At 43.6% G+C, this 24,790-nt stretch carries 26 protein-coding genes; 24 read left to right on the top strand and 2 right to left on the bottom strand.

Annotation, left to right across the window (positions count from 1 at the left end; all coding sequences use genetic code 11):
• The first annotated feature begins 18 nt into the window (after positions 1 to 18).
• From AXF18_RS00415 to AXF18_RS00390, 6 genes are all read left to right on the top strand, one after another.
• Entirely contained in the window at positions 19 to 2,355 is a 2,337-nt protein-coding gene (locus AXF18_RS00415; protein ID WP_049499992.1) for a cation-translocating P-type ATPase, read from the top strand.
• Between the two features lie 207 nt (positions 2,356 to 2,562).
• Positions 2,563 to 3,234: a tRNA (adenine(22)-N(1))-methyltransferase TrmK gene (locus tag AXF18_RS00410; protein WP_049500674.1), complete on the top strand. Its 672-nt coding sequence runs from the start codon at positions 2,563 to 2,565 to the stop codon at positions 3,232 to 3,234.
• The gene (locus tag AXF18_RS00405; protein ID WP_000881165.1) at positions 3,228 to 4,025 is read left to right on the top strand and encodes a Nif3-like dinuclear metal center hexameric protein; all 798 of its coding nucleotides are present in this window, start codon (positions 3,228 to 3,230) and stop codon (positions 4,023 to 4,025) included. Before AXF18_RS00410 ends, AXF18_RS00405 begins: the two co-directional genes overlap by 7 nt.
• A gap of 16 nt (positions 4,026 to 4,041) precedes the next feature.
• Entirely contained in the window at positions 4,042 to 5,145 is a 1,104-nt protein-coding gene (locus tag AXF18_RS00400) for an FAD-binding oxidoreductase (RefSeq protein WP_000754624.1), read from the top strand.
• A gap of 102 nt (positions 5,146 to 5,247) precedes the next feature.
• Complete coding sequence (gene galE / locus AXF18_RS00395; protein WP_001156532.1) at positions 5,248 to 6,267, top strand: UDP-glucose 4-epimerase GalE; 1,020 nt, start codon at positions 5,248 to 5,250, stop codon at positions 6,265 to 6,267.
• A gap of 1 nt (position 6,268) precedes the next feature.
• A complete protein-coding gene (locus AXF18_RS00390) occupies positions 6,269 to 7,234 on the top strand; it encodes a glycosyltransferase family 2 protein (RefSeq protein ID WP_049500670.1) in 966 nt (321 codons plus the stop codon).
• A gap of 75 nt (positions 7,235 to 7,309) precedes the next feature.
• On the opposite strand, the gene AXF18_RS09805 is transcribed toward AXF18_RS00390, so the two are convergent.
• Positions 7,310 to 7,513, bottom strand: coding sequence for a ferredoxin (locus AXF18_RS09805; RefSeq protein ID WP_002874767.1), 204 nt, complete (start codon positions 7,511 to 7,513; stop codon positions 7,310 to 7,312).
• A gap of 45 nt (positions 7,514 to 7,558) precedes the next feature.
• Here AXF18_RS09805 and AXF18_RS00385 point away from each other — a divergent pair, with 45 nt between their 5' ends.
• The 9 genes from AXF18_RS00385 (at position 7,559) to whiA (ending at position 14,618) form a co-directional block, all read left to right on the top strand.
• On the top strand, positions 7,559 to 8,065 hold the full coding sequence (locus tag AXF18_RS00385; RefSeq protein WP_049549902.1) for an SAG1386/EF1546 family surface-associated protein: 507 nt from the start codon (positions 7,559 to 7,561) through the stop codon (positions 8,063 to 8,065).
• 9 nt (positions 8,066 to 8,074) lie between these two features.
• A complete protein-coding gene (gene cmk, locus AXF18_RS00380; RefSeq protein ID WP_049549903.1) occupies positions 8,075 to 8,749 on the top strand; it encodes a (d)CMP kinase in 675 nt (224 codons plus the stop codon).
• A gap of 118 nt (positions 8,750 to 8,867) precedes the next feature.
• Positions 8,868 to 9,374, top strand: coding sequence for a dihydrofolate reductase (locus AXF18_RS00375; protein ID WP_049489755.1), 507 nt, complete (start codon positions 8,868 to 8,870; stop codon positions 9,372 to 9,374).
• 201 nt (positions 9,375 to 9,575) lie between these two features.
• Positions 9,576 to 10,808, top strand: coding sequence for an ATP-dependent Clp protease ATP-binding subunit ClpX (gene clpX, locus AXF18_RS00365; RefSeq protein WP_002874765.1), 1,233 nt, complete (start codon positions 9,576 to 9,578; stop codon positions 10,806 to 10,808).
• 8 nt (positions 10,809 to 10,816) lie between these two features.
• A complete protein-coding gene (gene yihA / locus AXF18_RS00360; protein ID WP_000405203.1) occupies positions 10,817 to 11,404 on the top strand; it encodes a ribosome biogenesis GTP-binding protein YihA/YsxC in 588 nt (195 codons plus the stop codon).
• A 9-nt stretch (positions 11,405 to 11,413) separates the two neighbouring features.
• On the top strand, positions 11,414 to 11,794 hold the full coding sequence (locus AXF18_RS00355; RefSeq protein ID WP_001140420.1) for a RidA family protein: 381 nt from the start codon (positions 11,414 to 11,416) through the stop codon (positions 11,792 to 11,794).
• 51 nt (positions 11,795 to 11,845) lie between these two features.
• Positions 11,846 to 12,736 (top strand): RNase adapter RapZ, encoded by an 891-nt coding sequence (rapZ, locus tag AXF18_RS00350; protein ID WP_000163039.1) that lies wholly within the window; start codon positions 11,846 to 11,848, stop codon positions 12,734 to 12,736.
• A complete protein-coding gene (locus tag AXF18_RS00345) occupies positions 12,733 to 13,710 on the top strand; it encodes a YvcK family protein (RefSeq protein WP_001231059.1) in 978 nt (325 codons plus the stop codon). Before rapZ ends, AXF18_RS00345 begins: the two co-directional genes overlap by 4 nt.
• Positions 13,707 to 14,618 carry a DNA-binding protein WhiA gene (gene whiA / locus AXF18_RS00340; RefSeq protein WP_000011296.1) on the top strand — a complete coding sequence of 304 codons (912 nt, stop codon included), beginning with the start codon at positions 13,707 to 13,709 and terminating at the stop codon, positions 14,616 to 14,618. The genes AXF18_RS00345 and whiA overlap by 4 nt, the downstream gene beginning before the upstream one ends.
• 32 nt (positions 14,619 to 14,650) lie before the next feature.
• Here the strand turns inward: whiA and AXF18_RS00335 are convergent, their stop codons facing one another.
• Entirely contained in the window at positions 14,651 to 15,619 is a 969-nt protein-coding gene (locus AXF18_RS00335) for an NAD(P)/FAD-dependent oxidoreductase (protein WP_000081037.1), read from the bottom strand.
• Between the two features lie 136 nt (positions 15,620 to 15,755).
• Here AXF18_RS00335 and cdaA point away from each other — a divergent pair, with 136 nt between their 5' ends.
• From cdaA to AXF18_RS00285, 9 genes are all read left to right on the top strand, one after another.
• Positions 15,756 to 16,613, top strand: coding sequence for a diadenylate cyclase CdaA (cdaA, locus tag AXF18_RS00325; protein ID WP_001011078.1), 858 nt, complete (start codon positions 15,756 to 15,758; stop codon positions 16,611 to 16,613).
• Positions 16,600 to 17,382, top strand: a complete 783-nt coding sequence (locus AXF18_RS00320) for a YbbR-like domain-containing protein (RefSeq protein ID WP_001230923.1) — start codon at positions 16,600 to 16,602, stop codon at positions 17,380 to 17,382. The genes cdaA and AXF18_RS00320 overlap by 14 nt, the downstream gene beginning before the upstream one ends.
• Before the next feature lie 28 nt (positions 17,383 to 17,410).
• Positions 17,411 to 18,763 (top strand): phosphoglucosamine mutase, encoded by a 1,353-nt coding sequence (gene glmM, locus AXF18_RS00315; protein ID WP_049500655.1) that lies wholly within the window; start codon positions 17,411 to 17,413, stop codon positions 18,761 to 18,763.
• 73 nt (positions 18,764 to 18,836) lie between these two features.
• On the top strand, positions 18,837 to 19,211 hold the full coding sequence (locus AXF18_RS00310; protein ID WP_001050092.1) for a DUF1149 family protein: 375 nt from the start codon (positions 18,837 to 18,839) through the stop codon (positions 19,209 to 19,211).
• Between the two features lie 2 nt (positions 19,212 to 19,213).
• Positions 19,214 to 20,062, top strand: a complete 849-nt coding sequence (locus AXF18_RS00305) for a DegV family protein (protein WP_049489761.1) — start codon at positions 19,214 to 19,216, stop codon at positions 20,060 to 20,062.
• Positions 20,063 to 20,326: 264 nt separating this feature from the next.
• Positions 20,327 to 21,094: a 4-hydroxy-tetrahydrodipicolinate reductase gene (dapB, locus tag AXF18_RS00300; protein ID WP_033630048.1), complete on the top strand. Its 768-nt coding sequence runs from the start codon at positions 20,327 to 20,329 to the stop codon at positions 21,092 to 21,094.
• Positions 21,091 to 22,290: a CCA tRNA nucleotidyltransferase gene (locus AXF18_RS00295; protein WP_070800035.1), complete on the top strand. Its 1,200-nt coding sequence runs from the start codon at positions 21,091 to 21,093 to the stop codon at positions 22,288 to 22,290. The genes dapB and AXF18_RS00295 overlap by 4 nt, the downstream gene beginning before the upstream one ends.
• A complete protein-coding gene (locus AXF18_RS00290; RefSeq protein WP_049500648.1) occupies positions 22,287 to 24,155 on the top strand; it encodes an ABC-F family ATP-binding cassette domain-containing protein in 1,869 nt (622 codons plus the stop codon). The genes AXF18_RS00295 and AXF18_RS00290 overlap by 4 nt, the downstream gene beginning before the upstream one ends.
• The gene (locus tag AXF18_RS00285) at positions 24,152 to 24,751 is read left to right on the top strand and encodes a hypothetical protein (RefSeq protein ID WP_065371310.1); all 600 of its coding nucleotides are present in this window, start codon (positions 24,152 to 24,154) and stop codon (positions 24,749 to 24,751) included. The genes AXF18_RS00290 and AXF18_RS00285 overlap by 4 nt, the downstream gene beginning before the upstream one ends.
• Positions 24,752 to 24,790 lie beyond the last annotated feature (39 nt).

Genomic DNA, 24,790 nt, shown 5'->3' with positions numbered 1-24,790 from the left:
AATGATATGATAGAGTTTATGGATAAAAATAAGATAATGGGATTAACCCAAAGAGAAGTCAAGGAAAGACAGGCTCAAGGTTTGGTCAATGACTTTACCGCATCAGCCAGTACCAGTACTTGGCAAATCATCAAACGAAATGTTTTTACACTTTTTAACGCGTTGAACTTTGCCATTGCCTTGGCGCTAGCTTTTGTGCAGGCTTGGAGCAATTTGGTCTTCTTTGCTGTTATCTGCTTTAACGCTTTTTCTGGAATTGTGACCGAACTACGGGCCAAACACATGGTGGACAAGCTCAACCTCATGACCAAGGAAAAGGTCAAAACCATTCGTGATGGTCAGGATATTGCCATCAATCCAGAAGAATTGGTGCTGGGTGATGTGATTCGTCTGTCGGCTGGGGAGCAGATTCCTAGTGATGCGCAGGTTTTAGAAGGCTTTGCGGAAGTCAATGAAGCCATGTTGACGGGTGAGAGTGATTTGGTGCAAAAAGAAGTTGACGCCTTGCTTTTGTCTGGAAGTTTCTTAGCCAGTGGATCAGTTTTGGCTCAAGTTCACCATGTCGGTGCAGAAAACTATGCTTCCAAACTCATGCTGGAAGCCAAGACTGTTAAACCCATTAACTCCCGTATCATGAAATCGCTGGACAAGCTAGCTGGTTTTACTGGGAAGATTATCATTCCCTTTGGTCTAGCTCTCCTCCTAGAAGCCTTGATTTTAAAGGGTTTGCCCCTCAAGTCATCTGTTGTAAATTCATCGACTGCCCTTTTGGGAATGTTGCCTAAGGGAATCGCCCTTTTGACCATTACTTCGCTCTTGACTGCGGTGATTAAGCTGGGCTTGAAAAAGGTCTTGGTGCAGGAGATGTACTCTGTCGAGACCTTGGCGCGCGTGGATATGCTCTGTCTGGACAAAACGGGCACCATCACCCAAGGAAAGATGCAGGTGGAGGCGGTTCTTCCTCTGACGGAAACTTATGGTGATGAGGCTATTACTAACATTCTGACCAGCTACATAGCTCATAGTGAGGATAAAAATCCAACAGCTCAGGCTATTCGCCAGCGTTTCCAAGGAAAGGTTGCTTACCCTATGATTTCGAATCTTCCTTTCTCAAGCGACCGTAAGTGGGGAGCTATGGAGTTAGAAGGTTTGGGGACGGTTTTTTTAGGGGCACCTGAGATGTTGTTGGACTCTGAAGTCCCTGAAGCCAGAGAGGCCTTGGAGAGAGGGTCACGTGTCTTAGTCTTGGCTCTCAGTCAGGAAAAACTAGACCATCACAAGCCCCAGAAACCATCTGATATTCAAGCCTTGGCACTGCTGGAGATCTTGGATCCGATTCGAGAAGGAGCGGCTGAGACCCTAGACTATCTTCGTTCCCAGGAAGTAGGCCTCAAGATTATCTCTGGTGATAATCCAGTCACGGTTTCCAGCATTGCCCAGAAGGCTGGTTTTGCAGACTATCACAGCTATGTAGATTGTTCAAAAATCACGGATGAGGAATTGATTGCCATGGCTGAAGAGACAGCTATTTTCGGACGTGTTTCCCCTCATCAAAAGAAACTCATCATCCAAACGCTGAAAAAAGCAGGGCATACAACGGCCATGACAGGGGACGGAGTCAATGATATTCTGGCTCTTCGTGAAGCAGATTGTTCGATTGTAATGGCGGAGGGAGATCCGGCGACTCGTCAGATTGCCAATCTGGTTCTTTTGAACTCAGACTTTAATGATGTTCCTGAGATTCTCTTTGAAGGTCGTCGTGTGGTCAATAACATCGCCCACATCGCACCGATTTTCTTGATTAAGACGATTTATTCCTTCTTGCTTGCGGTGATTTGTATTGCTAGTGTTTTACTAGGGCGGTCTGAGTGGATTTTGATTTTCCCTTTCATTCCGATCCAGATTACCATGATCGACCAATTTGTGGAAGGGTTCCCACCATTCGTTCTGACTTTTGAGAGAAATATCAAACCAGTCGAACCAAACTTCCTCAGAAGATCCATGCTTCGTGCTCTACCAAGTGCTCTCATGGTCGTGTTCAGCGTTCTCTTTGTGAAAATATTTGGAGCGAGTCAAGGTTGGTCTGAGTTAGAAATCTCAACTCTCCTCTATTATCTCCTTGGGTCTATTGGTTTCTTATCCGTATTTAGAGCCTGCATGCCATTTACCCTCTGGCGTGTCCTCTTGATTGTTTGGTCGGTAGGTGGTTTCCTAGCTACAGCTCTTTTCCCAAAGATCCAAAAGTTGCTTGAAATTTCGACCTTAACAGGACAAACATTACCTGTCTATGGGGCCATGATGTTGGTCTTTACCGTGATTTTCATTCTAACTAGTCGTTACCAATCCAGAAAATAAAGAAAGACTGCAATCTGTGGATTGCGGTCTTTTTAGGTGCAAGATTGCTAGCTGATACTCAATGAAAATCAAAGAGCAAACTAGGAAACTAGCCGCAGGCTGTACTTGAGTACGGCAAGGCGACGTTGACGCGGTTTGAATTTGATTTTTGAAGAGTATGAAATGTGGTATAATAAGAGGTAACAGAGTTTTGGAAAGTGAGAGAAGATGATTTCAAAGAGATTAGAATTGGTAGCTTCCTTTGTGCCACAAGGGGCTGTTTTACTAGATGTGGGGAGTGACCATGCTTATCTGCCAATCGAGTTAGTTGAGAGAGGCCAAATCAAAAGCGCCATTGCAGGTGAGGTGGTGGAAGGTCCCTACAAGTCAGCGGTTAAAAATGTTGAAAGTCACAATCTAAAAGAGAGAATTCAAGTCCGTTTAGCCAATGGCTTGGCAGCCTTTGAAGAGGCTGACCAAGTATCGGTTATCACCATTGCTGGTATGGGTGGCCGTTTGATTGCTACCATATTGAAAGAAGGTTTGGAAAAGCTAGCTAATGTAGAGCGTTTAATCCTCCAGCCCAATAATCGTGAAGACGACTTGCGCATTTGGTTGCAAGCCAATGGTTTTCAGATTGTGGCAGAAAGCATTCTAGAAGAAGAAGGCAAATTCTACGAGATTTTGGTGGTGGAATCAGGACAAATGAAGCTATCAGCAAGTGATGTCCGCTTTGGTCCCTTCTTATCCAAAGAAGTCAGCCCAGTTTTTGTCCAAAAATGGCAAAAAGAAGCGGTTAAGCTAGAGTTCGCCCTCGAACAAATCCCAGAAAAAAATCTGGAGGAACGTCAAGTTTTAGTAGATAAAATTCAAGCCATCAAGGAGGTGCTTTCATGCTAGCAAGTGAAGTAATACAAGCTTATGAAGCCTTTTGCCCTCAGGAATTTTCAATGGAGGGTGACAGTCGTGGCCTGCAAATTGGCACTTTGGATAAGGATATCCAAAGTGTCATGGTAGCTCTCGATATTCGTGAAGAAACGGTGGCTGAAGCCATTGAAAAGGGTGTGGATTTGATTATCGTTAAGCACGCGCCAATTTTCCGTCCTATCAAGGATCTGATAGCCAGCCGTCCGCAAAATCAGATTTACATCGACCTGATCAAGCATGACATTGCCGTTTATGTCAGTCATACTAATATCGATATTGTAGAGAATGGTCTCAATGACTGGTTCTGCCAGATGCTAGGCATTGAGGAGACGACTTATCTCCAGGAAACAGGCCCAGAACGTGGGATTGGGCGTATTGGTGACATTCAACCACAGACTTTTGGAGCATTTGCTCAGTATGTCAAGCAAGTCTTTGGTCTTGATAGTCTTCGAATGGTGCATTATCAAGAGAGTGATTTGAAGAAGCCTATTTCAAGAGTGGCCATCTGTGGTGGCAGTGGGCAGTCTTTCTACTCTGATGCTTTAGCAAAGGGGGCAGATGTTTATATCACTGGCGATATCTACTATCACACAGCTCAGGATATGCTGTCTGATGGCCTGTTAGCGCTGGACCCAGGTCACTATATCGAAGTGCTTTTTGTGGAAAAAATCGCTGCACTTCTTACTCAATGGAAGGAAGAGAAGGGCTGGACAATCGATATTGTACCTAGTCAAGCATCGACCAATCCTTTCCACCATATCTAGTTAGAAGGTGAAGACAATGAAAAAAGTTGCCATTATTGGAGCAGGAATTGTGGGGGCAACAGCTGCCTACTACCTCTCTAAAGAAGCTGACCTAGAGGTGACCGTTTTTGACCATGGACAGGGGCAAGCAACCAAGGCTGCAGCAGGAATTATCAGTCCTTGGTTTTCCAAACGCCGTAATAAAGCCTGGTACAAGATGGCGCGCTTGGGGGCTGACTTTTATGTGGATTTGTTGGCTGATTTAGAAAAGTCAGGACAGGAGATCGACTTTTACCAGCGTTCGGGAGTTTTCCTCTTGAAAAAGGACGAATCCAAGCTAGAAGAACTTTATGAACTAGCCCTTCAACGTAGGGAAGAATCTCCCTTGATAGGTCAATTAGCCATTCTAGACCAAGCGTCTGCAAATGAATTATTCCCTGGCTTGCAGGGATTTGACCGCCTGCTCTATGCTTCTGGTGGAGCGAGAGTAGATGGCCAGCTCTTAGTGAATCGTTTGCTAGAAGCTAGTCAAGTCAAGCTGGTCAAAGAAAAAGTGAGTTTGACACCTTTAGCATCAGGTTACCAGATTGATGAAGAGGTGTTTGATCAGGTTATTCTAGCAACGGGAGCTTGGTTGGGAGACATTTTGGAACCTTTAGGATATGAGGTAGATGTTCGCCCCCAAAAGGGACAACTACGAGATTATCAACTTACCAAAGATATGAAATCTTACCCTGTGGTCATGCCAGAGGGGGAGTGGGATTTGATCCCTTTTGCAGGTGAGAAATTGTCCTTAGGCGCTACCCATGAAAATGATATGGGATATGACTTGACGGTAGATGAAACCTTGCTGCAACAAATGGAGGAGGCGGCCTTACCTCACTATCCAGCCTTGGCAGAAGCGAAATCATCAGCTGAGCGTGTGGGAATCCGTGCCTACACCAGTGATTTCTCCCCATTTTTTGGACAAGTGCCAGGCTTAGCAGGTGTCTATGCGGCTAGCGGTCTAGGTTCATCAGGTCTCACAACGGGTCCGATCATCGGGTATCATCTAGCTCAACTGGTCCAAGACAAGGAGTTGACCTTGGCCCCTGAAAATTATCCCATTGCAAACTATGTCAAACGAGTAAAAAGCGAATAAGTATTTTACTGAAATTTTAGCAGGTAGTTTAGGATGTCAAATGACATTCCCTATCAAAAATGATAAAATAAGAAAAAATAATCCGAGAATCGAGGAAAAAAGATGCAAGAAAAGATTTTGGTAACTGGTGGTGCTGGATTTATCGGAACCCATACGGTTATTGAGTTGATCCAAGCAGGTCATCAAGTCGTTGTGGTGGATAATCTTGTCAATAGCAATCGTAAAAGTTTAGAAGTTGTTGAGAGAATTACAGGAGTTGAGATCCCTTTCTATGAGGCAGATATCCGTGACACAGATACCCTCAGAGATATTTTCAAGCAGGAAGAACCGACTGGTGTGATTCACTTTGCTGGTTTGAAGGCTGTTGGCGAATCAACCCGTATCCCTCTTGCCTACTATGACAACAATATCGCTGGAACTGTCAGCCTTCTAAAAGCTATGGAAGAAAATAACTGTAAGAACATCATCTTCAGTTCTTCTGCGACAGTTTACGGAGATCCTCACACTGTTCCAATCTTAGAAGATTTCCCACTTTCAGTGACCAATCCATACGGTCGTACCAAGCTCATGTTAGAGGAAATTTTGACGGATATCTACAAGGCAGACTCAGAATGGAATGTGGTCTTGCTACGTTACTTTAACCCAATCGGAGCACATGAGAGCGGTGACTTGGGAGAAAATCCTAACGGAATTCCAAACAATCTCTTGCCTTATGTTTCACAAGTAGCAGTGGGCAAACTAGAACAAGTACAAGTGTTTGGAGATGATTACGATACAGAAGATGGAACCGGGGTTCGTGACTATATCCATGTTGTCGATTTAGCTAAAGGTCACGTTGCAGCTTTGAAAAAACTCCAAAAAGGTTCAGGTCTAAACATTTATAACCTTGGAACTGGTAAAGGTTACTCCGTTCTTGAAATTATCCAAAATATGGAAAAAGCAGTGGGACGTCCTATTCCTTACCGCATCGTAGAACGCCGCCCAGGTGATATCGCTGCCTGCTACTCAGACCCAGCAAAAGCCAAAGCAGAGCTCGGATGGGAAGCAGAACTCGACATCACCCAAATGTGTGAAGACGCATGGCGTTGGCAAAGCAAGCATCCAAATGGATTTGAAGACTAAGATGATGATCTCAATCATTGTCCCATGTCTAAACGAAGAGGAAGTACTTCCTCTTTTTTATAAGTCTGTGGAAGCTCTGCTTCCTGACTTGGGAGCAGAAGTCGAATATGTCTTTGTAGACGATGGCTCAAACGATGGGACCTTAGAGCTTTTGAAGACCTATCGGGAGCAAAATCCTGCGGTCCGTTATGTCTCATTCTCACGAAATTTTGGGAAAGAGGCAGCCTTATACGCAGGCTTGCAGCATGCAACTGGAGACCTGGTGGTCGTGATGGATGCAGACCTTCAGGATCCTCCTAGTATGCTACTTGAGATGAAAGCCTTACTAGACCAAAATGCAGACTTGGACTGTGTTGGGACACGGAGAACTAGTCGGGAGGGAGAACCCTTTTTCCGCAGTTTCTGTGCAGACCTCTTTTACCGCCTCATGCAAAAAATTAGCCCAGTGGCTCTACCCTCAGGTGTCCGTGATTTTCGTATGATGAGACGGTCTGTGGTAGATGCTATCTTAACCCTGACCGAATCCAATCGTTTTTCTAAAGGACTCTTTGCCTGGGTGGGTTTTAAAACGCACTATCTTGATTATCCAAACGTTGAACGACAGGCTGGCAAGACCAGTTGGAGTTTTAGACAACTCTTTTTCTACTCGATTGAAGGAATTCTTAACTTTTCAGATTTCCCCTTGAGTATAGCCTTTGTAGCGGGACTTCTATCTTGTTTTCTTTCTTTTGTGATGACTGTTTTTGTAGTGTTTCGGACTCTTATCCTGGGAAATCCCACATCTGGTTGGACATCTTTGATGGCTGTCATTCTCTTTCTTGGAGGGATTCAACTCCTGACGATTGGGATTCTCGGTAAGTATATCAGTAAGATTTATCTAGAAACCAAAAAAAGACCACTCTATCTCGTCAAAGAAAAAAGTGACCTTTCTATTATTGAAGGAAAAAATAACCAAAAAAGACTATAATTTTACCTAGAAATATGCTAAACTAGTAGGTGTGGGAAAAATGAGAAAAAATCAATTATATTTATTCCCTGATTCCTACGATGGATCTTTTAGAAGTGCACGTGTAGGACAATTTTTGATGGCCTCCAGAACATCGCTGGTCTCAGCGATTTCTCTTTGCAATTCAACTGGATCATCGTAAAATCGAACGATTCCATTATCATGGTAATCAAAGAGTTCAGAATAGGTTTGGCAAAGCCCGCAGGCGATGCACCGTTCGGGTATAAGTGTGACTTTCATATTTATATTGTAATAAGAAAATGTAAAAAAAACAAGGAGTAAGGTATGGAAAAAGAACCGTGGCAAGAAGATATTTACGAAAACAATGAGGAAGAAACAAGATCAGAGCGTCGACACCGGAAACAAAAAGGGAAGGGTGTTGTTGCGAATCGTGTCTTGACGGTTCTAGCTAGCCTCTTCTTTGTAATCGTTGTAGCAATGGTAGTTGTATTGATTTACCTATCAACCGGAGGAAGCAATCGTACTTCATCTTTGAAGGACTTCTATGATGCATCGTCTCCTTCTACAAGTTCAAGTTCTAAAGTAGAAGCATCATCATCTTCAAGTAGCAAGGTAGAGGAAACAGCTTCTTCTGAATCAACACCTTCAGAGAGCAGTTCGGAAGAACATACAGAAGGTGAAGGAACACTTACAGTACATCCTGGAGAGGGAGAAGCAGCTCTTGCTCAACGTGCAGGGATTTCCATTGCCCAGCTAGAAGCCCTAAATCCTTCTCATATGTCATCTGGATCTTGGTTTGCCAATCCAGGTGATGTGATTAAGACAAGATAGGAGTCGGTCATGAAGACAATTCAAATTGCTATCGATGGTCCAGCTTCGAGTGGTAAGAGTACGGTCGCAAAGATTGTCGCTAAGGATTTTGGTTATACTTATCTCGATACAGGTGCTATGTACCGTGCTGCGACTTATATAGCGCTCAAACACCAGTTGAATGCAGGAAATGTAGACCAACTTCTTGAGCTTCTTAACCAACACCCCATTAGTTTCGGACGTTCAGAAACAGGTGAGCAACTTGTTTTTGTAGGGGATGTTGATATTACTCATCCGATTCGTGAAAATGAAGTGACCAACAAGGTTTCAAGCATTGCTGCCATTCCTGAGGTGCGTGAGAAACTGGTTTCGCTCCAGCAAGAGATTGCTCAGCAAGGTGGTATCGTTATGGATGGGCGTGATATCGGGACAGTTGTTTTACCACAAGCTGAACTCAAGATTTTCTTAGTGGCTTCTGTTGACGAAAGAGCAGAGCGTCGTTACAAGGAAAATATTGCTAAAGGGATTGAAACAGACCTTGAAACGCTGAAAGAAGAGATTGCTGCGCGTGACTACAAGGATAGTCATCGTGAAACCTCTCCTCTTAGACAGGCTGAGGATGCAGTTTATCTTGACACAACTGGACTAAGTATCCAAGAAGTGGTTGAAAAAATTGAATCAGAAGCAAAAAAATATACGTCCTAGGGACGAGAGGAGCAGGCTAAATGAAGCCTGCTCCTTTTCTCTCTTTTGCACGCGTTTCAAAACAGCCTTTTTGGGAGAATTTTGATAAAATAGTAGTATCAATAAAAAGGACGGAAGCATGACAAAGAAAATCATAGCCATTTGGGCCCAAGACGAAAAAGGTGTGATTGGGAAGGAAGATCGTCTCCCTTGGCATTTGCCAGCAGAGTTGCAACATTTTAAGGAAACAACTTTAAATCATGCTATACTGATGGGACGAGTGACCTTTGATGGTATGGGACGTCGTCTGCTTCCAAAACGGCAAACCCTGATTTTAACGCGCAATAGCGAAGAAGTCATAGATGGGGCGCTCGTATTTCAAAATGTGGAGTCTGTTTTAGCGTGGTATCAGAGTCAGGAAAAAAATCTCTATATCATTGGCGGAAAACAGATTTTTCAGGCTTTTGAGCCATATTTAGATGAAATCATCGTGACACAGATTCATGCTCAGGTAGAGGGAGATACCTATTTCCCTGAGGAGTTTGACTTGTCTCATTTTGAGACAGTCGCAAGCAAATCTTACACCCGAGATGAGAAAAACGACTATGATTTTACCATCGAATACCGAGATAGAAAGGAAGTCTAATGGAGCGCAGTATATTTGGATTTTTTACAGCTTTTTTGTGTGTGATCTGTATTTTGACTGGAGCACAGGCTTTTCGTAAGAAGCGCTATGGACTGTCTGCCTTACTCTGGTTGAATGCTTTTACCAATCTGGTCAACAGTGTCCACGCTTTTTATATGACCTTATTTTAGATAGAATGATAAATTAGAATGGAAGGAAATCATGCCTACAAATAGGAAAAATGATATGATGGTTTATTGCTCATTTTGTGGCAAAAGCCAAGAAGAAGTAAAGAAAATAATCGCTGGGAACAACGCCTTTATCTGTAATGAATGTGTGGAGTTGGCCCAGGAAATCATTCGGGAGGAGTTGGCTGAGGAAGTCTTGGCAGACTTGTCTGAAGTACCAAAACCAATCGAACTCCTCAATATCCTAAACCACTATGTGATTGGTCAGGATCGTGCCAAACGTGCCTTGGCAGTGGCAGTTTACAACCACTACAAACGCATCAATTTCCACGATACGCGTGAAGAGTCAGAAGATGTGGATTTGCAGAAGTCAAACATCTTGATGATTGGCCCAACTGGTTCTGGGAAAACCTTCTTGGCTCAGACTTTGGCTAAGAGCTTGAATGTGCCTTTTGCTATTGCAGATGCGACAGCTCTGACTGAGGCTGGGTATGTGGGTGAGGATGTGGAAAATATCCTCCTCAAACTCTTGCAGGCTGCTGACTTTAACATCGAACGTGCAGAACGTGGGATTATCTACGTAGATGAAATTGACAAAATTGCCAAGAAGAGCGAGAATGTGTCTATCACACGTGACGTTTCGGGCGAAGGGGTACAACAAGCCCTTCTCAAGATTATCGAGGGAACCGTTGCTAGCGTACCGCCTCAAGGAGGACGCAAACATCCACAACAAGAGATGATTCAGGTGGATACTAAAAATATCCTCTTTATCGTGGGTGGTGCTTTTGATGGCATCGAAGAAATTGTCAAACAACGTTTGGGTGAAAAGGTTATTGGATTTGGTCAAAATAATAAGGCGATTGACGAAAATAGCTCCTACATGCAAGAAATCATCGCAGAAGATATTCAAAAATTCGGGATTATTCCTGAGTTGATTGGACGTTTGCCAGTCTTTGCAGCTCTTGAGCAATTAACAGTCGATGACTTGGTTCGCATCTTGAAAGAGCCAAGAAATGCCTTGGTCAAACAATACCAAACCTTGCTTTCTTATGACGATGTCGAGTTGGAATTTGACGACGAAGCTCTTCAAGAGATTGCCAATAAGGCTATCGAACGCAAAACGGGTGCGCGTGGTCTTCGCTCCATCATCGAAGAAACCATGCTAGACGTTATGTTTGAAGTGCCAAGTCAGGAAAATGTGAAATTGGTCCGCATCACCAAAGAAGCTGTTGACGGAACGGAAAAACCAATCCTAGAAACAGCCTAGAGGTGACTATGGAAATCAATACACATAATGCTGAAATCTTACTCAGTGCGGCCAACAAGTCCCACTATCCGCAGGATGAACTGCCGGAGATTGCCCTTGCAGGGCGCTCCAATGTTGGGAAGTCCAGCTTTATCAACACCATGCTCAACCGCAAAAATCTTGCCCGTACATCAGGGAAACCTGGGAAAACCCAGTTACTCAACTTCTTCAACATTGATGACAAGATGCGTTTTGTAGATGTACCAGGTTACGGCTATGCCCGCGTTTCCAAAAAGGAGCGTGAAAAGTGGGGGCGCATGATTGAGGAGTACCTAACGACTCGGGAAAATCTCCGTGCGGTCGTCAGTTTGGTGGATCTCCGCCACGACCCGTCAGCAGATGATGTGCAGATGTACGAATTTCTCAAGTATTATGAGATTCCAGTTATCATCGTTGCGACCAAGGCAGACAAGATTCCTCGTGGTAAGTGGAACAAGCACGAATCAGCAATCAAAAAGAAATTAAACTTTGACCCAAGTGACGACTTCATCCTCTTTTCATCTGTCAGCAAGGCAGGGATGGATCAGGCTTGGGACGCAATATTAGAAAAATTGTGAGGGAAAGAAATGGCAAAAACAATTCATACAGACAAAGCTCCAAAAGCAATCGGACCTTATGTTCAAGGGAAAATCGTTGGCAATCTTTTGTTTGCTAGCGGTCAAGTTCCCCTATCTCCTGAAACTGGAGAAATTGTAGGAGAAACGATCCAAGAACAGACAGAACAAGTCTTGAAAAATATCGGTGCTATTTTGGCAGAAGCAGGAACAGACTTTGACCATGTTGTTAAAACAACTTGCTTCTTGAGCGATATGAATGACTTTGTTCCTTTTAACGAGGTTTACCAGACTGCCTTTAAAGAGGAGTTCCCAGCTCGTTCAGCTGTAGAGGTTGCACGTCTTCCTCGTGATGTAAAAGTCGAAATTGAAGTGATCGCAGAGATTGGATAAGCTAGTTGAAGTTTGGCTCTGCCAAACTTTTTTTGATATAAGGAGAGATAGATGACAAAGAAACAACTTCACCTGGTGATTGTGACAGGGATGAGTGGCGCAGGGAAAACGGTAGCCATTCAGTCCTTCGAAGATTTGGGATATTTTACCATTGACAATATGCCGCCAGCCCTCTTGCCAAAGTTTTTGCAGTTGGTAGAGACCAAGGACGATGACCACAAACTGGCCTTGGTAGTCGATATGCGTAGTCGTTCCTTCTTTTCAGAGATTCAGGCTGTTTTGGATGAATTGGAAAACCAAGATGATTTGGACTTCAAAATCCTCTTTTTAGACGCAGCAGATAAGGAATTGGTAGCCCGTTACAAGGAAACCAGACGGAGTCACCCACTTGCTGCAGATGGTCGAATTTTAGATGGCATTAAGCTGGAACGTGAACTTTTGGCACCTTTGAAAAACATGAGCCAAAATGTGGTGGATACGACAGAACTCACCCCACGTGAACTTCGTAAAACCATTGCTGAGCAATTTTCAGACCAAGAACAAGCCCAGTCTTTCCGTATCGAGGTCATGTCTTTTGGATTCAAGTATGGTATTCCTATCGATGCAGACTTGGTCTTTGATGTCCGTTTTTTGCCAAATCCATACTACCTTCCGGAACTCCGCAATCAGACAGGTGAGGATCAAGCAGTTTATGACTATGTGATGAATCATGAAGAGTCTGAAAGTTTCTATCAGCACTTACTCGCTTTGATTGAACCCATTTTGCCAAGTTACAAAAAAGAAGGCAAGTCTGTTTTAACCATTGCAGTAGGATGTACAGGTGGACAGCACCGTAGTGTTGCCTTTGCAAAACGAATCGCTGAGGACCTTGCTAAAAACTGGCCTGTCAATGAAAGCCATCGTGACAAAGACAGAAGAAAGGAAACGGTAAACCGTTCATGAGAAAACCAAAGATAACGGTAATTGGTGGAGGAACTGGTATCCCCGTCATTTTGAAAAGCTTGCGAGAAAAGGATGTTGATATCGCAGCCATCGTAACGGTAGCTGATGATGGTGGCTCTTCTGGTGAACTAAGAAAGAATATCCAACAGCTGACACCACCAGGAGATCTTCGCAATGTTCTGGTAGCCATGTCGGATATGCCTAAGTTTTATGAGAAGGTTTTTCAGTACCGTTTCTCAGAAGAGGCTGGAGCTTTTGCGGGTCATCCACTGGGGAATATCATCATAGCAGGGCTTTCTGAAATGCAAGGGTCCACTTATAATGCCATGCAGCTGCTAAGTCTCTTTTTCCACACAACAGGAAAAATCTACCCATCAAGCGATCAGCCTTTGACACTGCATGCAGTCTTTAAAGACGGTTCTGAGGTGGCAGGTGAGAGCCACATTGCAGATCATCCAGGCATGATCGATCATGTCTATGTGACCAATACCTTGGATGATGAAACACCGCAAGCCAGCCGTCGAGTAGTCAATACCATTCTCGAGAGTGACATGATTGTCTTGGGGCCTGGTTCCCTCTTTACATCGATTTTGCCCAATATTGTCATTGAGGAGATTGGACAGGCTCTCTTGGAGACCAAGGCAGAGATCGCCTATGTCTGCAATATCATGACCCAGCGTGGGGAAACAGAGCACTTTTCAGACAGTGACCACGTGGAAGTCCTCCATCGACACTTAGGTCGGCCATTTATTGATACGGTCTTAGTTAATATCGAAAAGGTTCCTAGAGAATACATGGATACCAACCGTTTTGATGAGTATTTGGTTCAGGTAGAGCATGACTTTGCTGGTCTTTGCAAGCAGGTTCCTCGTGTGATTTCATCCAACTTCCTTCGTTTGGAAAATGGAGGAGCCTTCCATGATGGCGATTTGATTGTAGACGAATTGATGCGCATTATACAGGTGAGAAAATGAGTTTCACAGTTGCAGTAAAAGAGGAAATTCTTGGTCAACACCATCTCAGTCGTTATGAACTATCGGCCATTATCAAGATGTCTGGAAGTATCGGTCTATCTAGTTCGGGCTTGACCTTGTCCGTCGTGACCGAAAATGCCAAGTTGGCTCGGCACCTTTATGAGTCCTTTCTCCATTTTTATGAGATCAAGTCAGAAATTCGTCACCATCAGAGAAGCAATCTTCGCAAGAATCGTGTCTACACGGTCTATACTGATGAGAGGGTGCAGGAGCTTTTAGCTGATTTGCGGCTTGCGGATTCCTTCTTTGGTTTGGAGACGGGTATTGATCCCGATATCTTAGCAGATGAGGAGGCTGGTCGTGCTTACTTATGTGGGGCCTTTCTGGCAAATGGTAGCATTCGAGATCCTGAGTCTGGCAAGTACCAGTTGGAGATCAGTTCCGTTTATCTGGACCATGCCCAAGGACTGGGCTCTCTTCTTCAGCAGTTTTTGCTGGACGCCAAGGTTATTGAGCGCAAGAAAGGTGCAGTTACCTATCTCCAGCGGGCAGAAGACATCATGGATTTCTTGATCGTAATTGGGGCTATGGAGGCGCGTGATAATTTTGAGCGCGTCAAGATTTTGCGTGAAACCCGTAATGATCTCAATCGGGCTAATAATGCTGAAACAGCTAATATTGCTCGAACGGTTTCTGCTAGTATGAAGACCATCAATAATATCAGTAAAATCAAAGATAGAATGGGTTTGGAAAATTTACCCGTGGATTTGCAAGAGGTAGCACAGTTGCGGATTCAGCATCCAGACTACTCTATCCAGCAGTTGGCAGATAGTCTGAGCAATCCCCTAACCAAAAGTGGCGTCAATCACAGACTTAGAAAAATAAACAAGATAGCAGATGAACTATAAAACCACGAATCAGTTGATCCGTGGTTCTTTTCTTATAAACTGGTTGAGTGTTTGGGTTGCACTTTTTGCTCAGGGTCAATGTAGTTGATAGCATTGTTAACGGCAGTTGGTGCTTCACCCAGTCCTGTCGCAATCAAATCAATCTTACCTTCATAGTAGCAGCAGTCGCCGATAGCATAGATACCTGCTTGGCTAGATTCTTGCTTGCTATTGACGATAATCTTGTGACGGTTGAGGCCCAGCCCCCAATTTTTAAGATTGCCAACAGATGATTTGAAACCATAGTTGACAAAGAGGTGGTCTACTTCGATAGTTTTGGTTTCATCTGCTTTGACTTTGGTGATTTCTAGTTTGTCGAGTGTTTTACCATCTCCAAGGAGTTGGCTAGGGACGAACGGTGTCTTGATGGTCACAGATGATTCTTGTAGGGCTTGGACACTGTGTTCCAAAGCGCGGAAGTTATCTCGACGGTGAACGAGAGTAGTTGGGGCAATTTTTTCAAAAGCCAATGCCCAGTCAACTGCTGAGTCTCCTCCACCAAGGATGGTCACTTTCTTACCAGCGTATTGCTGGATATTGGAAACGTGGTAGTGGATATTTTCATAGTCCTCAACACCGTCTAATTCGAGTGGACGTGGTTTAAAGGCACCACCCCCCATAGCAATGATGACGGTTTTAGTCAGGTGATTTCCCTTGTTGGTTGTGATGCTAAATCCTTCATCTTGTTTCTCAATCTCAAGAACCGTTTCGTTGAGGTGAACAGGTGTGTCAAAGCCATCTAGCTGCTCAAGCAAGCGATTGGTCAGCTCTTCCCCAGTTAAGTTTGGAAAACCTGGCACATCAAGGATTTGCTTTTCAGGGTAGAGGATGGCAGGCTGACCACCGAGCTGGGGAAGGGAGTCGATGATTTGGACTTTAGCTTGGCGTAGGTGGGCGTAAAAGGCAGCAAAGAGGCCGACAGGACCGCCCCCTACAATGGTAATATCATAGAGTTGAGACATGATTTCTCCTTCGTTTTTTCTAGTCAGTTTATTGTATCATAATTTTGCTTAATTTAAAATGAAGTAGGATAGGGAAAAAATGGGCAAAAAATGGTATAATGATGAGTAAAGTGTTTTGACAGGGAGGAGGCCAAGGATGAATTTTCAACAATTATCCAATTTACAATACTGGACGAGTTTGTTTTCAAGTCCTTGGAGTATAGTCACCAATCTGATTGATATTCTCATTGTGACTTATATTTTATATCATTTTACTAAAGCTATTGCAGGCACCAAGATTATGATATTGGTCCGTGGAGTCTTAGTTTTTATTCTAGCCCAGATTCTTTCCAATATGATTGGTTTAACAACTATTTCCTGGTTGATCAATCAGATCATCACCTACGGGGTGATTGCAGCGGTGGTTATCTTTTCACCAGAGATTCGAACAGGTTTGGAGCGATTGGGCCGGGCTACTGATTTCTTCTCCAATGCCCCTATCAGTGCGGAAGAGCAAATGGTTCGTGCATTTGTGAAATCAGTTGAATACATGAGTCCTCGTAAGATTGGGGCGCTTGTAGTGGTTCAGAGAGTGAGAACCTTGCAGGAATACATCTCGACAGGGATCCCTTTAGATGCTAAAATTTCGGCTGAATTGCTTATCAATATTTTCATTCCCAATACTCCCTTGCATGATGGTGCTGTTATTATCAAGGAAGACCGGATTGCTGTAACTTCAGCCTATCTACCCCTGACTGAAGATACCGGGATTTCCAAGGAGTTTGGAACGCGTCACAGAGCGGCAATCGGTTTGTCGGAAGTGTCAGATGCTCTTACCTTTGTGGTTTCGGAAGAAACGGGTGGAATCTCAATCACCTATAATGGAGTCTTTAAGCACGATTTAACCTTGGAAGAGTTTGAATCGGAGTTAAGAAGAATCTTACTTCCAAAATCAGAGAAAAAGCAAGGTCTGAAAGAGCGCTTGCTAGGAGGATTGAAACATGAGAAAAAATAGTCTATACATCATTTCTTCCTTCTTTTTCGCCTGCATTCTCTTTATCTATGCAACATTGACAAACTATCAGAATAGCAACAGTGCCAGACAGGTGCGGACGGAGACTTATACAAACACAGTTCTTAATGTCCCAATTGATATTCAGTATGACAGTGATCAGTATTTTATCAGTGGTTTTACATCTGAGGTGACGGTCTTTCTAACAGGGTCAAACAGAGTTGCTTTGGCGAGTGAGATGCAGGAAAGTACCCGCAAATTTAAGGTGACGGCTGATCTTTCTGATGCCAGTGTAGGAACCATCGAAGTTCCTCTAACCATTGAAAATCTTCCGAGCGGTTTGACGGCTGTTGCGACACCGCAAAAGATAACAGTGAAGGTCGGTAAAAAAGCAAAACGAGACAATGTCATTGTTGTGCCGGAGATTGACCCTAGTCAGATTGATTCTCGCGTGAAAATCGATACAGTTACTGTATCAGATGAAAAAGTAACGGTTATTAGTGATGAGGAAACCCTCTCCAAAGTAGATCGTGTCATTGCCATCTTACCGACGAGTGAACGGATAACTAGAAACTACTCGTCCTCTGTTCCTCTACAAGCAGTCGATAAAAATGGAAATGTCTTACCAAGCGTCATTATGCCGTTTGACACAACTATGAAAATTACAACAAAAACAGCAACGTCTAGTTCAAGTAACTCGTCAACAAGTTCCTCAGAAGGCAGTTCGTCTTCAACGAGTTCAGAAACAAAATCAGATTCGTCTAAACAATAATAAATAATAGAAAAGGATGATAAATAAAATGGGTAAATATTTTGGGACCGATGGAGTCCGTGGAGAAGCAAACGTAGAACTGACACCAGAATTGGCTTTTAAACTAGGCCGTTTTGGTGGATATGTCCTCAGTCAACACGAAACAGAAGCCCCTAAAGTCTTTGTAGGACGTGATACACGTATCTCAGGAAAAATGTTAGAATCAGCCTTGGTGGCAGGTCTTCTCTCTGTAGGGATTCACGTCTACAAACTTGGTGTCCTTGCAACACCAGCAGTAGCTTACTTGGTCAAAACTGAGGGAGCTAGTGCGGGTGTCATGATTTCAGCGAGCCACAACCCAGCCCTTGATAATGGGATTAAGTTCTTTGGTGGGGATGGTTTCAAACTTGATGATGAAAAAGAAGCAGAAATTGAAGCCTTGCTAGATGCTACCGAAGACACTTTTCCTCGTCCAAGTGCCGAAGGTTTAGGAACCTTGGTGGACTATCCAGAAGGTTTGCGTAAGTATGAAGGCTACCTTGTTTCAACTGGAACGCCTCTTGAGGGAATGAAAGTGGCCTTGGACACAGCGAACGGTGCAGCGTCTACAAGTGCCCGTCAGATTTTCGCTGATCTTGGTGCTCAGTTGACAGTTATCGGTGAGACACCAGATGGTCTTAATATCAACTTGAATGTGGGTTCTACACATCCAGAAGCTCTTCAAGAAGTTGTCAAAGAAAGCCAGTCAGCTATTGGTTTGGCCTTTGACGGTGATAGTGACCGTTTGATTGCTGTTGATGAAAATGGTGACATCGTCGATGGTGATAAGATCATGTATATCATCGGTAAATACCTTTCTGAAAAAGGCCAGTTGGCTCAAAACACCATTGTGACAACGGTTATGTCTAACCTTGGCTTCCATAAGGCCTTGGAGAGTGCTGGCATTAACAAGGCAGTGACTGCTGTTGGTGACCGCTATGTCGTTGAAGAAATGAGAAAATCAGGCTACAACCTTGGTGGTGAACAGTCTGGTCACGTTATCTTAATGGATTACAACACAACTGGTGATGGTCAATTATCAGCTGTCCAATTGACTAAAATCATGAAAGAAACAGGCAAGAGCTTGTCTCAACTGGCATCAGAAGTGACGATTTACCCACAAAAACTGGTCAATATCCGAGTGGAAAATGCCATGAAAGAAAAGGCTATGGAAGTACCAGCCATCAAAACAATCATCGAAAAGATGGAAGAAGAAATGGCAGGGAACGGTCGTATCCTTGTCCGCCCAAGTGGAACAGAACCCCTCTTGCGCGTCATGGCAGAAGCCCCAACAACAGAAGAAGTTAACTACTACGTAGATACAATTGCTGCTGTTGTTAAAGATGAAATCGGAATTGACTAAAGCCTAGAAAACTAGATGAAATGATAAAAATGTGGTACAATTGCATAGTAAATTGTAGCAATGGGAGAGAAAAATGAATCTTAAACGAGAACAAGAATTTGTTAGCCAGTATCACTTTGATGCTCGTAACTTTGAATGGGAAAATGAAAATGGAGCTCCTGAAACCAAGGTAGACGTGAACTTTCAGTTGCTCCAACATGACCAAGAAAATCAAGTGACTTCTTTAGTCGTTATCTTGAGTTTCATGATTGTCTTTGACAAATTTGTCATCAGTGGAACGATTTCTCAAGTTAACCATGTGGAAGGTCGTATTGTTAACGAACCAAGCGAATTTAACCAAGAAGAAGTCGAAACCTTGGCACGTCCATGTTTGAACATGCTCAATCGTTTGACGTATGAAGTAACAGAAATCGCCTTGGATCTTCCAGGGATCAATTTGGAGTTTTAGTCATGAAATTAGCTGTCATTACAGATTCTTCAGCCTATTTAGAGGAGAAGACGCTGCAAAGAGAGAATCTATTTATCTTGGATATTCCTGTTAATATCGATGGAGAGGAGTATGTTGAAGGTGTCAATCTAACTGCTGAGGAATTTTATCAAAAAATGGCTCAGTCTGCAGAATTGCCTAAAACTAGTCAACCAAGTATTGCCAAATTGGATGAGATTCTTAGTTCTTTGAAAGACGAGGGTTATACCCATGTCTTGGGACTCTTTCTTTCGTCAGGAATTTCAGGCTTTTATCAGAACATCCAATACATGTTGGATGAGTATGATGGCTTGACCATTGCCTTTCCGGATACCCATATCACAAGTTCCCCTCTCGGATTTATGGTAGAGAGTGCCTTTGAATGGGCAGAACAAGGCGATGATTTTGCCCAGATTCAGGAGAAGTTGGCTATCCAAATTGCTGATAATTCAGCCTTTATCATAGTAGATGACCTCGACCACTTGGTTAAGGGAGGACGTTTGTCAAATGGTGCTGCCATCTTAGGGAATCTCTTCAGTATCAAGCCTATTCTTTACTTTAATGACCAAGGAGTGATTGAAGTTTACGAAAAAGTTCGTACAGAAAAGAAAGCAATCAAACGTTTGGTGGAAATCATCAAGGAGTTGACAAAAGATGGGGACTACCGTATAACAGTCATCCATGGGAACGCTCCTCAAAAGGCAGCGGATTTACGTCAGCTTTTGATGGAGAGTGGTGTGACTGCTGAAATTCCAATTGAAACCTTTGGTAGTGTCATTGGGACCCACCTTGGAGAAGGTAGTATCGCCTTGAGCTATACACCAATCGTCTAAATTGTTCTTACAGACTTTGTATCTTAGCAATTGAACACGGCCTACCTGCCTCTTGAAAAAAGATGTCTGTCTTGCCTTTCATGGAAAGTCAGCGCCATTCCCTATTTTTCATGGGCAGCTAACGTCCTTTGTATCTTGATAATTGAACACGCCTGGAACCCTGTGTGAAAAATATAGTTCTTCCAAGGAGTAGACACTCCTTGATCAGAACTCCTATTTTCACTTTGTGTTCTTACAGGCTTTGTATCTTAGACAGGAGTAGAGATGAGTATTCGAGTAATTATTGCCGGTTTTAAGGGAAAAATGGGCCAAGCTGCTTGTCAGATGGTCTTGGCTGATCCAGACTTGGACTTGGTCGCAGTTTTGGATCCTTTTGAGTCTGAGTCAGAGTGGCAGGGGATTCCTGTCTTTAATGATAAGGCTGACTTGGCTGGTTTTGAAGCGGATGTCTGGGTGGATTTTACGACACCAGCCGTTGCTTACGAAAATACGCGTTTTGCCCTTGAAAATGGCTTTGCTCCTGTCGTAGGAACAACTGGATTCACTAGTGACGAAATTGCAGAACTAAAAGCATTTTCCCGTGAACAAGATTTGGGTGGCTTGATTGCTCCAAACTTTGCCTTGGGTGCTGTCTTGCTTATGCAATTTGCAGCACAAGCAGCTAAATATTTCCCAAATGTGGAGATTATTGAACTCCACCATGACAAGAAAAAAGATGCTCCGAGCGGAACAGCCATTAAAACGGCTGAGTTGATGGCGGAAGTGCGAGAGTCTATCCAACAAGGTGCGCCTGATGAGGAAGAATTGATTGCTGGTGCCCGTGGTGCTGATTTTGATGGCATGCGGATCCACTCAGTTCGTTTGCCAGGCTTAGTAGCTCATCAAGAAGTTATCTTTGGCAATCAGGGAGAAGGATTGATCCTTCGTCATGACTCCTATGATCGCAGCTCCTTCATGACAGGAGTCAATTTGGGAATCAAAGAAGTTGTCAAGCGTCATGAGCTTGTCTATGGATTAGAACACTTATTATGAGATTAACGCAAATGCCTTCTGAATTTCAGAAGGCTTTACCAGTATTAGAAAAAATTAAAGAAGCAGGCTTTGAAGCCTATTTTGTTGGAGGCTCTGTTCGAGATGCCCTCCTCAATCGTCCCATCCACGATGTGGATATCGCGACATCATCCTATCCAGAGGAGACAAAGCAGATTTTTCCGCGAACAGCCGATATTGGAATCGAGCACGGAACCGTCTTGGTTTTAGATGGGGATGAAGAGTATGAGGTAACCACCTTTCGGACCGAGGATGTCTATGTGGACTATCGCAGGCCCAGCGCGGTTTCCTTTGTGCGTTCGCTAGAAGAAGACCTCAAGCGCCGTGATTTCACAGTCAATGCCTTCGCCTTGGATGAGACAGGCGAAATCATTGACTTGTTCCATGGTTTAGAAGATTTGGAAAACCAAGTCTTGCGAGCGGTTGGGGTGGCTAGTGAGCGTTTCAATGAAGATGCTCTGCGCATAATGCGTGGTTTTCGTTTTCAGGCCAGTCTTGGTTTTGAACTTGAGCCAGAAACTTTTGAGGCGATGAGGGCTTTGACGCCACTCTTGGAGAAAATTTCTGTAGAGCGCACCTTCGTTGAGTTTGATAAACTCTTGCTGGCACCTTTTTGGCGAGTGGGTCTGTCTTCCATGATTGAAAGTCAAGCTTATGACTATCTTCCAGATATGGCAGGAAGCCAGGACAAGCTCAACAGACTGTTTGATTTGGAGAATGATTTCACTTTTGAGTCTTCCGAACAAGCCTGGGCAGCTCTCTTGTGGGCTTTGGAGATTAAAGATGCACAGCCATTTTTGAAAGCTTGGAAAACCTCACGCCAGTTTGCTAAGCAGGTTCAGGATTTGCTGACTATTTTGGCTTTGCGAGAAGAAGGTGAGCTGAGCAAGCGCGATTGTTACCGATTTGACTTGCATTCCCTTCTACAAGCTGAAAGTCTTCGTCAGGCCCAAGGGAAAGAAGTCAACCCACAAACCATCAAAGAAACTTACCATAGTTTGACCATTCATGACAAGAAAGAAATTCAGATTAACGGTGGAATTTTGATTAAGGAATATGGTTACCAGCCAGGACCAGACTTGGGAGAGATTTTAACAGAGATTGAGTTTGCCATTGTCGATGGAGAGTTGGAAAATGATCGTCAAGCTATCCATGCTTACCTGAGGGAGAAAAAATGAGTGATTTTATCGTTGAAAAACTAAGCAAATCCGTTGGTGACAAGACCGTTTTTAAGGATATTTCCTTTATCATCCATGACTTGGATAGAATCGGTCTAATAGGTGTCAATGGGACGGGTAAGACCACCCTTTTAGACGTCCTTTCTGGCGTTTCTGGCTTTGATGGGGATGTCAGTCCTTTTTCTGCTAAGAATGACTATAAGATTGGCTACTTGACACAGGATCCTGATTTTGATGATAGCAAGACGGTCTTGGATACGGTTCTCTCTAGCGACCTCAAGGAAATCCAGTTGATTCGTGAGTATGAGTTAATCATGCTCAATTACAGTGAGGACAAGCAGGCTCGTTTGGAACGGGTCATGGCAGAGATGGATTCTCTCCAAGCCTGGGAAATTGAAAGCCAGGTCAAGACGGTCCTCAGTAAGCTAGGTATTCAGGACTTGTCGACTCCAGTTGGTGAATTGTCAGGCGGTCTCAGAAGACGGGTCCAGTTGGCGCAAGTTCTCCTAGGAAACCACGACCTCTTGCTTCTGGACGAGCCGACCAACCACCTGGACATTGCGACCATTGAGTGGCTGACTCTTTTTTTGAAGAATTCTAAGAAGACAGTTCTCTTTATCACCCACGATCGTTATTTCCTAGATGCACTATCAACGCGGATTTTCGAGTTGGACCGAGCAGGCTTGACCGAGTATCAGGGAAATTATCAGGACTATGTTCGCCTCAAGGCTGAACAAGATGAGCGTGATGCAGCACTTCTCCACAAAAAGGAACAACTTTATAAGCAAGAATTAGCCTGGATGCGTAGACAACCACAGGCCCGTGCGACCAAGCAACAGGCCCGTATCAATCGTTTCTACGATTTGAAAAAAGAAGTTTCAGGTGGCGTTGCTGAAACAGACTTGACCATGAACTTTGAAACAAGTCGGATTGGGAAAAAAGTCATCGAGTTTCAGAATGTTTCCTTTGCTTATGAGAACAAGCCCATTTTGCAAGATTTTAATCTCTTAGTGCAAGCTAAAGACCGTATCGGAATCGTTGGGGATAATGGTGTCGGGAAGTCAACTCTTCTAAACCTCATCGCAGGAAGTCTTGAGCCGACTAAAGGTCAAGTTATCATCGGTGAGACGGTTCGCATTGCCTATTTCTCTCAACAAATTGAAGGTTTAGATGAAAGCAAGCGCGTTATCAATTACCTGCAGGAAGTAGCAGAAGAGGTTAAGACCAGTGGTGGTTCTACGACTTCCATTGCAGAGTTGCTAGAGCAGTTCCTCTTCCCACGTTCGACGCATGGAACCTTGATTGAGAAATTGTCTGGTGGAGAGAAAAAGCGTCTTTATCTCCTCAAACTGCTCTTGGAAAAACCCAATGTTCTTCTTTTGGACGAGCCGACCAATGACCTAGATATTGCGACTTTGACAGTCTTGGAAAATTTCTTGCGGGGCTTTGCAGGTCCTGTCTTGACAGTTAGCCACGATCGTTATTTCTTGGATAAGGTAGCGACCAAGATTCTCGCTTTTGAGGATGGCAAGATTCTTCCCTTCTTTGGCCATTACACCGACTATCTTGATGAAAAAGCCTTTGAAACAGAGATGGCCAATCAAGTGCAAAAGGCCGAAAAGGAGAAAGTGGTCAAGGTCCGTGAAGACAAGAAACGCATGACCTACCAAGAAAAGCAGGAGTGGGCAAGCATTGAAGGCGATATTGAAGCCTTGGAAAATCGTATCGCTGCTATTGAAGAAGAAATGCAGGCAAATGGCTCTGACTTTGGCAAATTGGCGACGCTTCAGAAAGAGCTAGACGAGAAAAACGAAGCACTTCTTGAAAAATACGAACGTTATGAATACCTAAGTGAGTTGGCATGATGGAAGAAAAAATCATTAAACGTAGTCCCAAGAAAATCATTTGGAATACCTTGTTCGGTCTTTTCGTCTTGTTACCTCTATCTTATCTCTATTCGTATTCGGAAAAGGGGAGCAAACTTCATGCGATAAGTCTTTTGTTTATGCTAGTTGTCCTCTTTTGTGCTGGAGTAGTCATTTATCAGACATACAGACTGTTAAGCTTGGATAAGGAGTATTTGAGATGCACAGTTGAGGGGTTTTACTACAAACCGAATCCAAAGAAACCCAGTCATTTCTATGCTTGGGCAGATGTAGAGGAATTTTCCTTCTCTCGGATTGGAGGAAAGTATAGGAATTCCTATCGGATTGAAGTTTATTTTAAAAACAAGGAAAATGTGAAATCCCAATCACTTCTAGCTCTACTGAAGAGAAGGTGTTTCCCTTTTCATCCGTCAGCAGATTTGATCATCCCTATCATTCTACTAGATGTAGATTTTCCTGAAAGGGTCTATGAGATCATGAAGTACTATGAAAGAGAATGGCGTATCGAACAAAATCGTCAAGCAAGAAAAGAGGCAAAACAAGCTTCGAAAAGCAAATCTTCCAAACCGTCATAGTCTGTCTTTGCTTAAAGTAGAATAATCAAAAAGGCCCTA

This window comes from Streptococcus sp. oral taxon 064, from assembly GCF_001683375.1.
Taxonomy (GTDB): Bacteria; Bacillota; Bacilli; order Lactobacillales; family Streptococcaceae; genus Streptococcus; species Streptococcus oralis_S.
The sequence above is the reverse complement of the archived record's forward strand: the minus strand, read 5'-3'. Positions and strand labels throughout refer to the sequence as shown.

What these genes read in the sequence shown, in the direction of transcription:
- rapZ (WP_000163039.1), top strand. Translation starts at nt 11,846, where the DNA reads ATGACAAAGAAACAACTTCACCTGGTGATTGTGACAGGGATGAGTGGC.
- cdaA (WP_001011078.1), top strand. Translation starts at nt 15,756, where the DNA reads ATGAATTTTCAACAATTATCCAATTTACAATACTGGACGAGTTTGTTT.
- AXF18_RS00375 (WP_049489755.1), top strand. Translation starts at nt 8,868, where the DNA reads ATGACAAAGAAAATCATAGCCATTTGGGCCCAAGACGAAAAAGGTGTG.
- AXF18_RS00335 (WP_000081037.1), bottom strand. Translation starts at nt 15,619, where the DNA reads ATGTCTCAACTCTATGATATTACCATTGTAGGGGGCGGTCCTGTCGGC.
- AXF18_RS00285 (WP_065371310.1), top strand. Translation starts at nt 24,152, where the DNA reads ATGATGGAAGAAAAAATCATTAAACGTAGTCCCAAGAAAATCATTTGG.
- yihA (WP_000405203.1), top strand. Translation starts at nt 10,817, where the DNA reads ATGGAAATCAATACACATAATGCTGAAATCTTACTCAGTGCGGCCAAC.
- AXF18_RS00415 (WP_049499992.1), top strand. Translation starts at nt 19, where the DNA reads ATGGATAAAAATAAGATAATGGGATTAACCCAAAGAGAAGTCAAGGAA.
- AXF18_RS00355 (WP_001140420.1), top strand. Translation starts at nt 11,414, where the DNA reads ATGGCAAAAACAATTCATACAGACAAAGCTCCAAAAGCAATCGGACCT.
- dapB (WP_033630048.1), top strand. Translation starts at nt 20,327, where the DNA reads ATGAGTATTCGAGTAATTATTGCCGGTTTTAAGGGAAAAATGGGCCAA.
- AXF18_RS00410 (WP_049500674.1), top strand. Translation starts at nt 2,563, where the DNA reads ATGATTTCAAAGAGATTAGAATTGGTAGCTTCCTTTGTGCCACAAGGG.
- galE (WP_001156532.1), top strand. Translation starts at nt 5,248, where the DNA reads ATGCAAGAAAAGATTTTGGTAACTGGTGGTGCTGGATTTATCGGAACC.
- AXF18_RS09805 (WP_002874767.1), bottom strand. Translation starts at nt 7,513, where the DNA reads ATGAAAGTCACACTTATACCCGAACGGTGCATCGCCTGCGGGCTTTGC.
- glmM (WP_049500655.1), top strand. Translation starts at nt 17,411, where the DNA reads ATGGGTAAATATTTTGGGACCGATGGAGTCCGTGGAGAAGCAAACGTA.
- AXF18_RS00385 (WP_049549902.1), top strand. Translation starts at nt 7,559, where the DNA reads ATGGAAAAAGAACCGTGGCAAGAAGATATTTACGAAAACAATGAGGAA.
- AXF18_RS00400 (WP_000754624.1), top strand. Translation starts at nt 4,042, where the DNA reads ATGAAAAAAGTTGCCATTATTGGAGCAGGAATTGTGGGGGCAACAGCT.
- AXF18_RS00405 (WP_000881165.1), top strand. Translation starts at nt 3,228, where the DNA reads ATGCTAGCAAGTGAAGTAATACAAGCTTATGAAGCCTTTTGCCCTCAG.
- cmk (WP_049549903.1), top strand. Translation starts at nt 8,075, where the DNA reads ATGAAGACAATTCAAATTGCTATCGATGGTCCAGCTTCGAGTGGTAAG.
- AXF18_RS00310 (WP_001050092.1), top strand. Translation starts at nt 18,837, where the DNA reads ATGAATCTTAAACGAGAACAAGAATTTGTTAGCCAGTATCACTTTGAT.
- whiA (WP_000011296.1), top strand. Translation starts at nt 13,707, where the DNA reads ATGAGTTTCACAGTTGCAGTAAAAGAGGAAATTCTTGGTCAACACCAT.
- AXF18_RS00290 (WP_049500648.1), top strand. Translation starts at nt 22,287, where the DNA reads ATGAGTGATTTTATCGTTGAAAAACTAAGCAAATCCGTTGGTGACAAG.
- AXF18_RS00320 (WP_001230923.1), top strand. Translation starts at nt 16,600, where the DNA reads ATGAGAAAAAATAGTCTATACATCATTTCTTCCTTCTTTTTCGCCTGC.
- AXF18_RS00345 (WP_001231059.1), top strand. Translation starts at nt 12,733, where the DNA reads ATGAGAAAACCAAAGATAACGGTAATTGGTGGAGGAACTGGTATCCCC.
- AXF18_RS00390 (WP_049500670.1), top strand. Translation starts at nt 6,269, where the DNA reads ATGATGATCTCAATCATTGTCCCATGTCTAAACGAAGAGGAAGTACTT.
- clpX (WP_002874765.1), top strand. Translation starts at nt 9,576, where the DNA reads ATGCCTACAAATAGGAAAAATGATATGATGGTTTATTGCTCATTTTGT.
- AXF18_RS00295 (WP_070800035.1), top strand. Translation starts at nt 21,091, where the DNA reads ATGAGATTAACGCAAATGCCTTCTGAATTTCAGAAGGCTTTACCAGTA.
- AXF18_RS00305 (WP_049489761.1), top strand. Translation starts at nt 19,214, where the DNA reads ATGAAATTAGCTGTCATTACAGATTCTTCAGCCTATTTAGAGGAGAAG.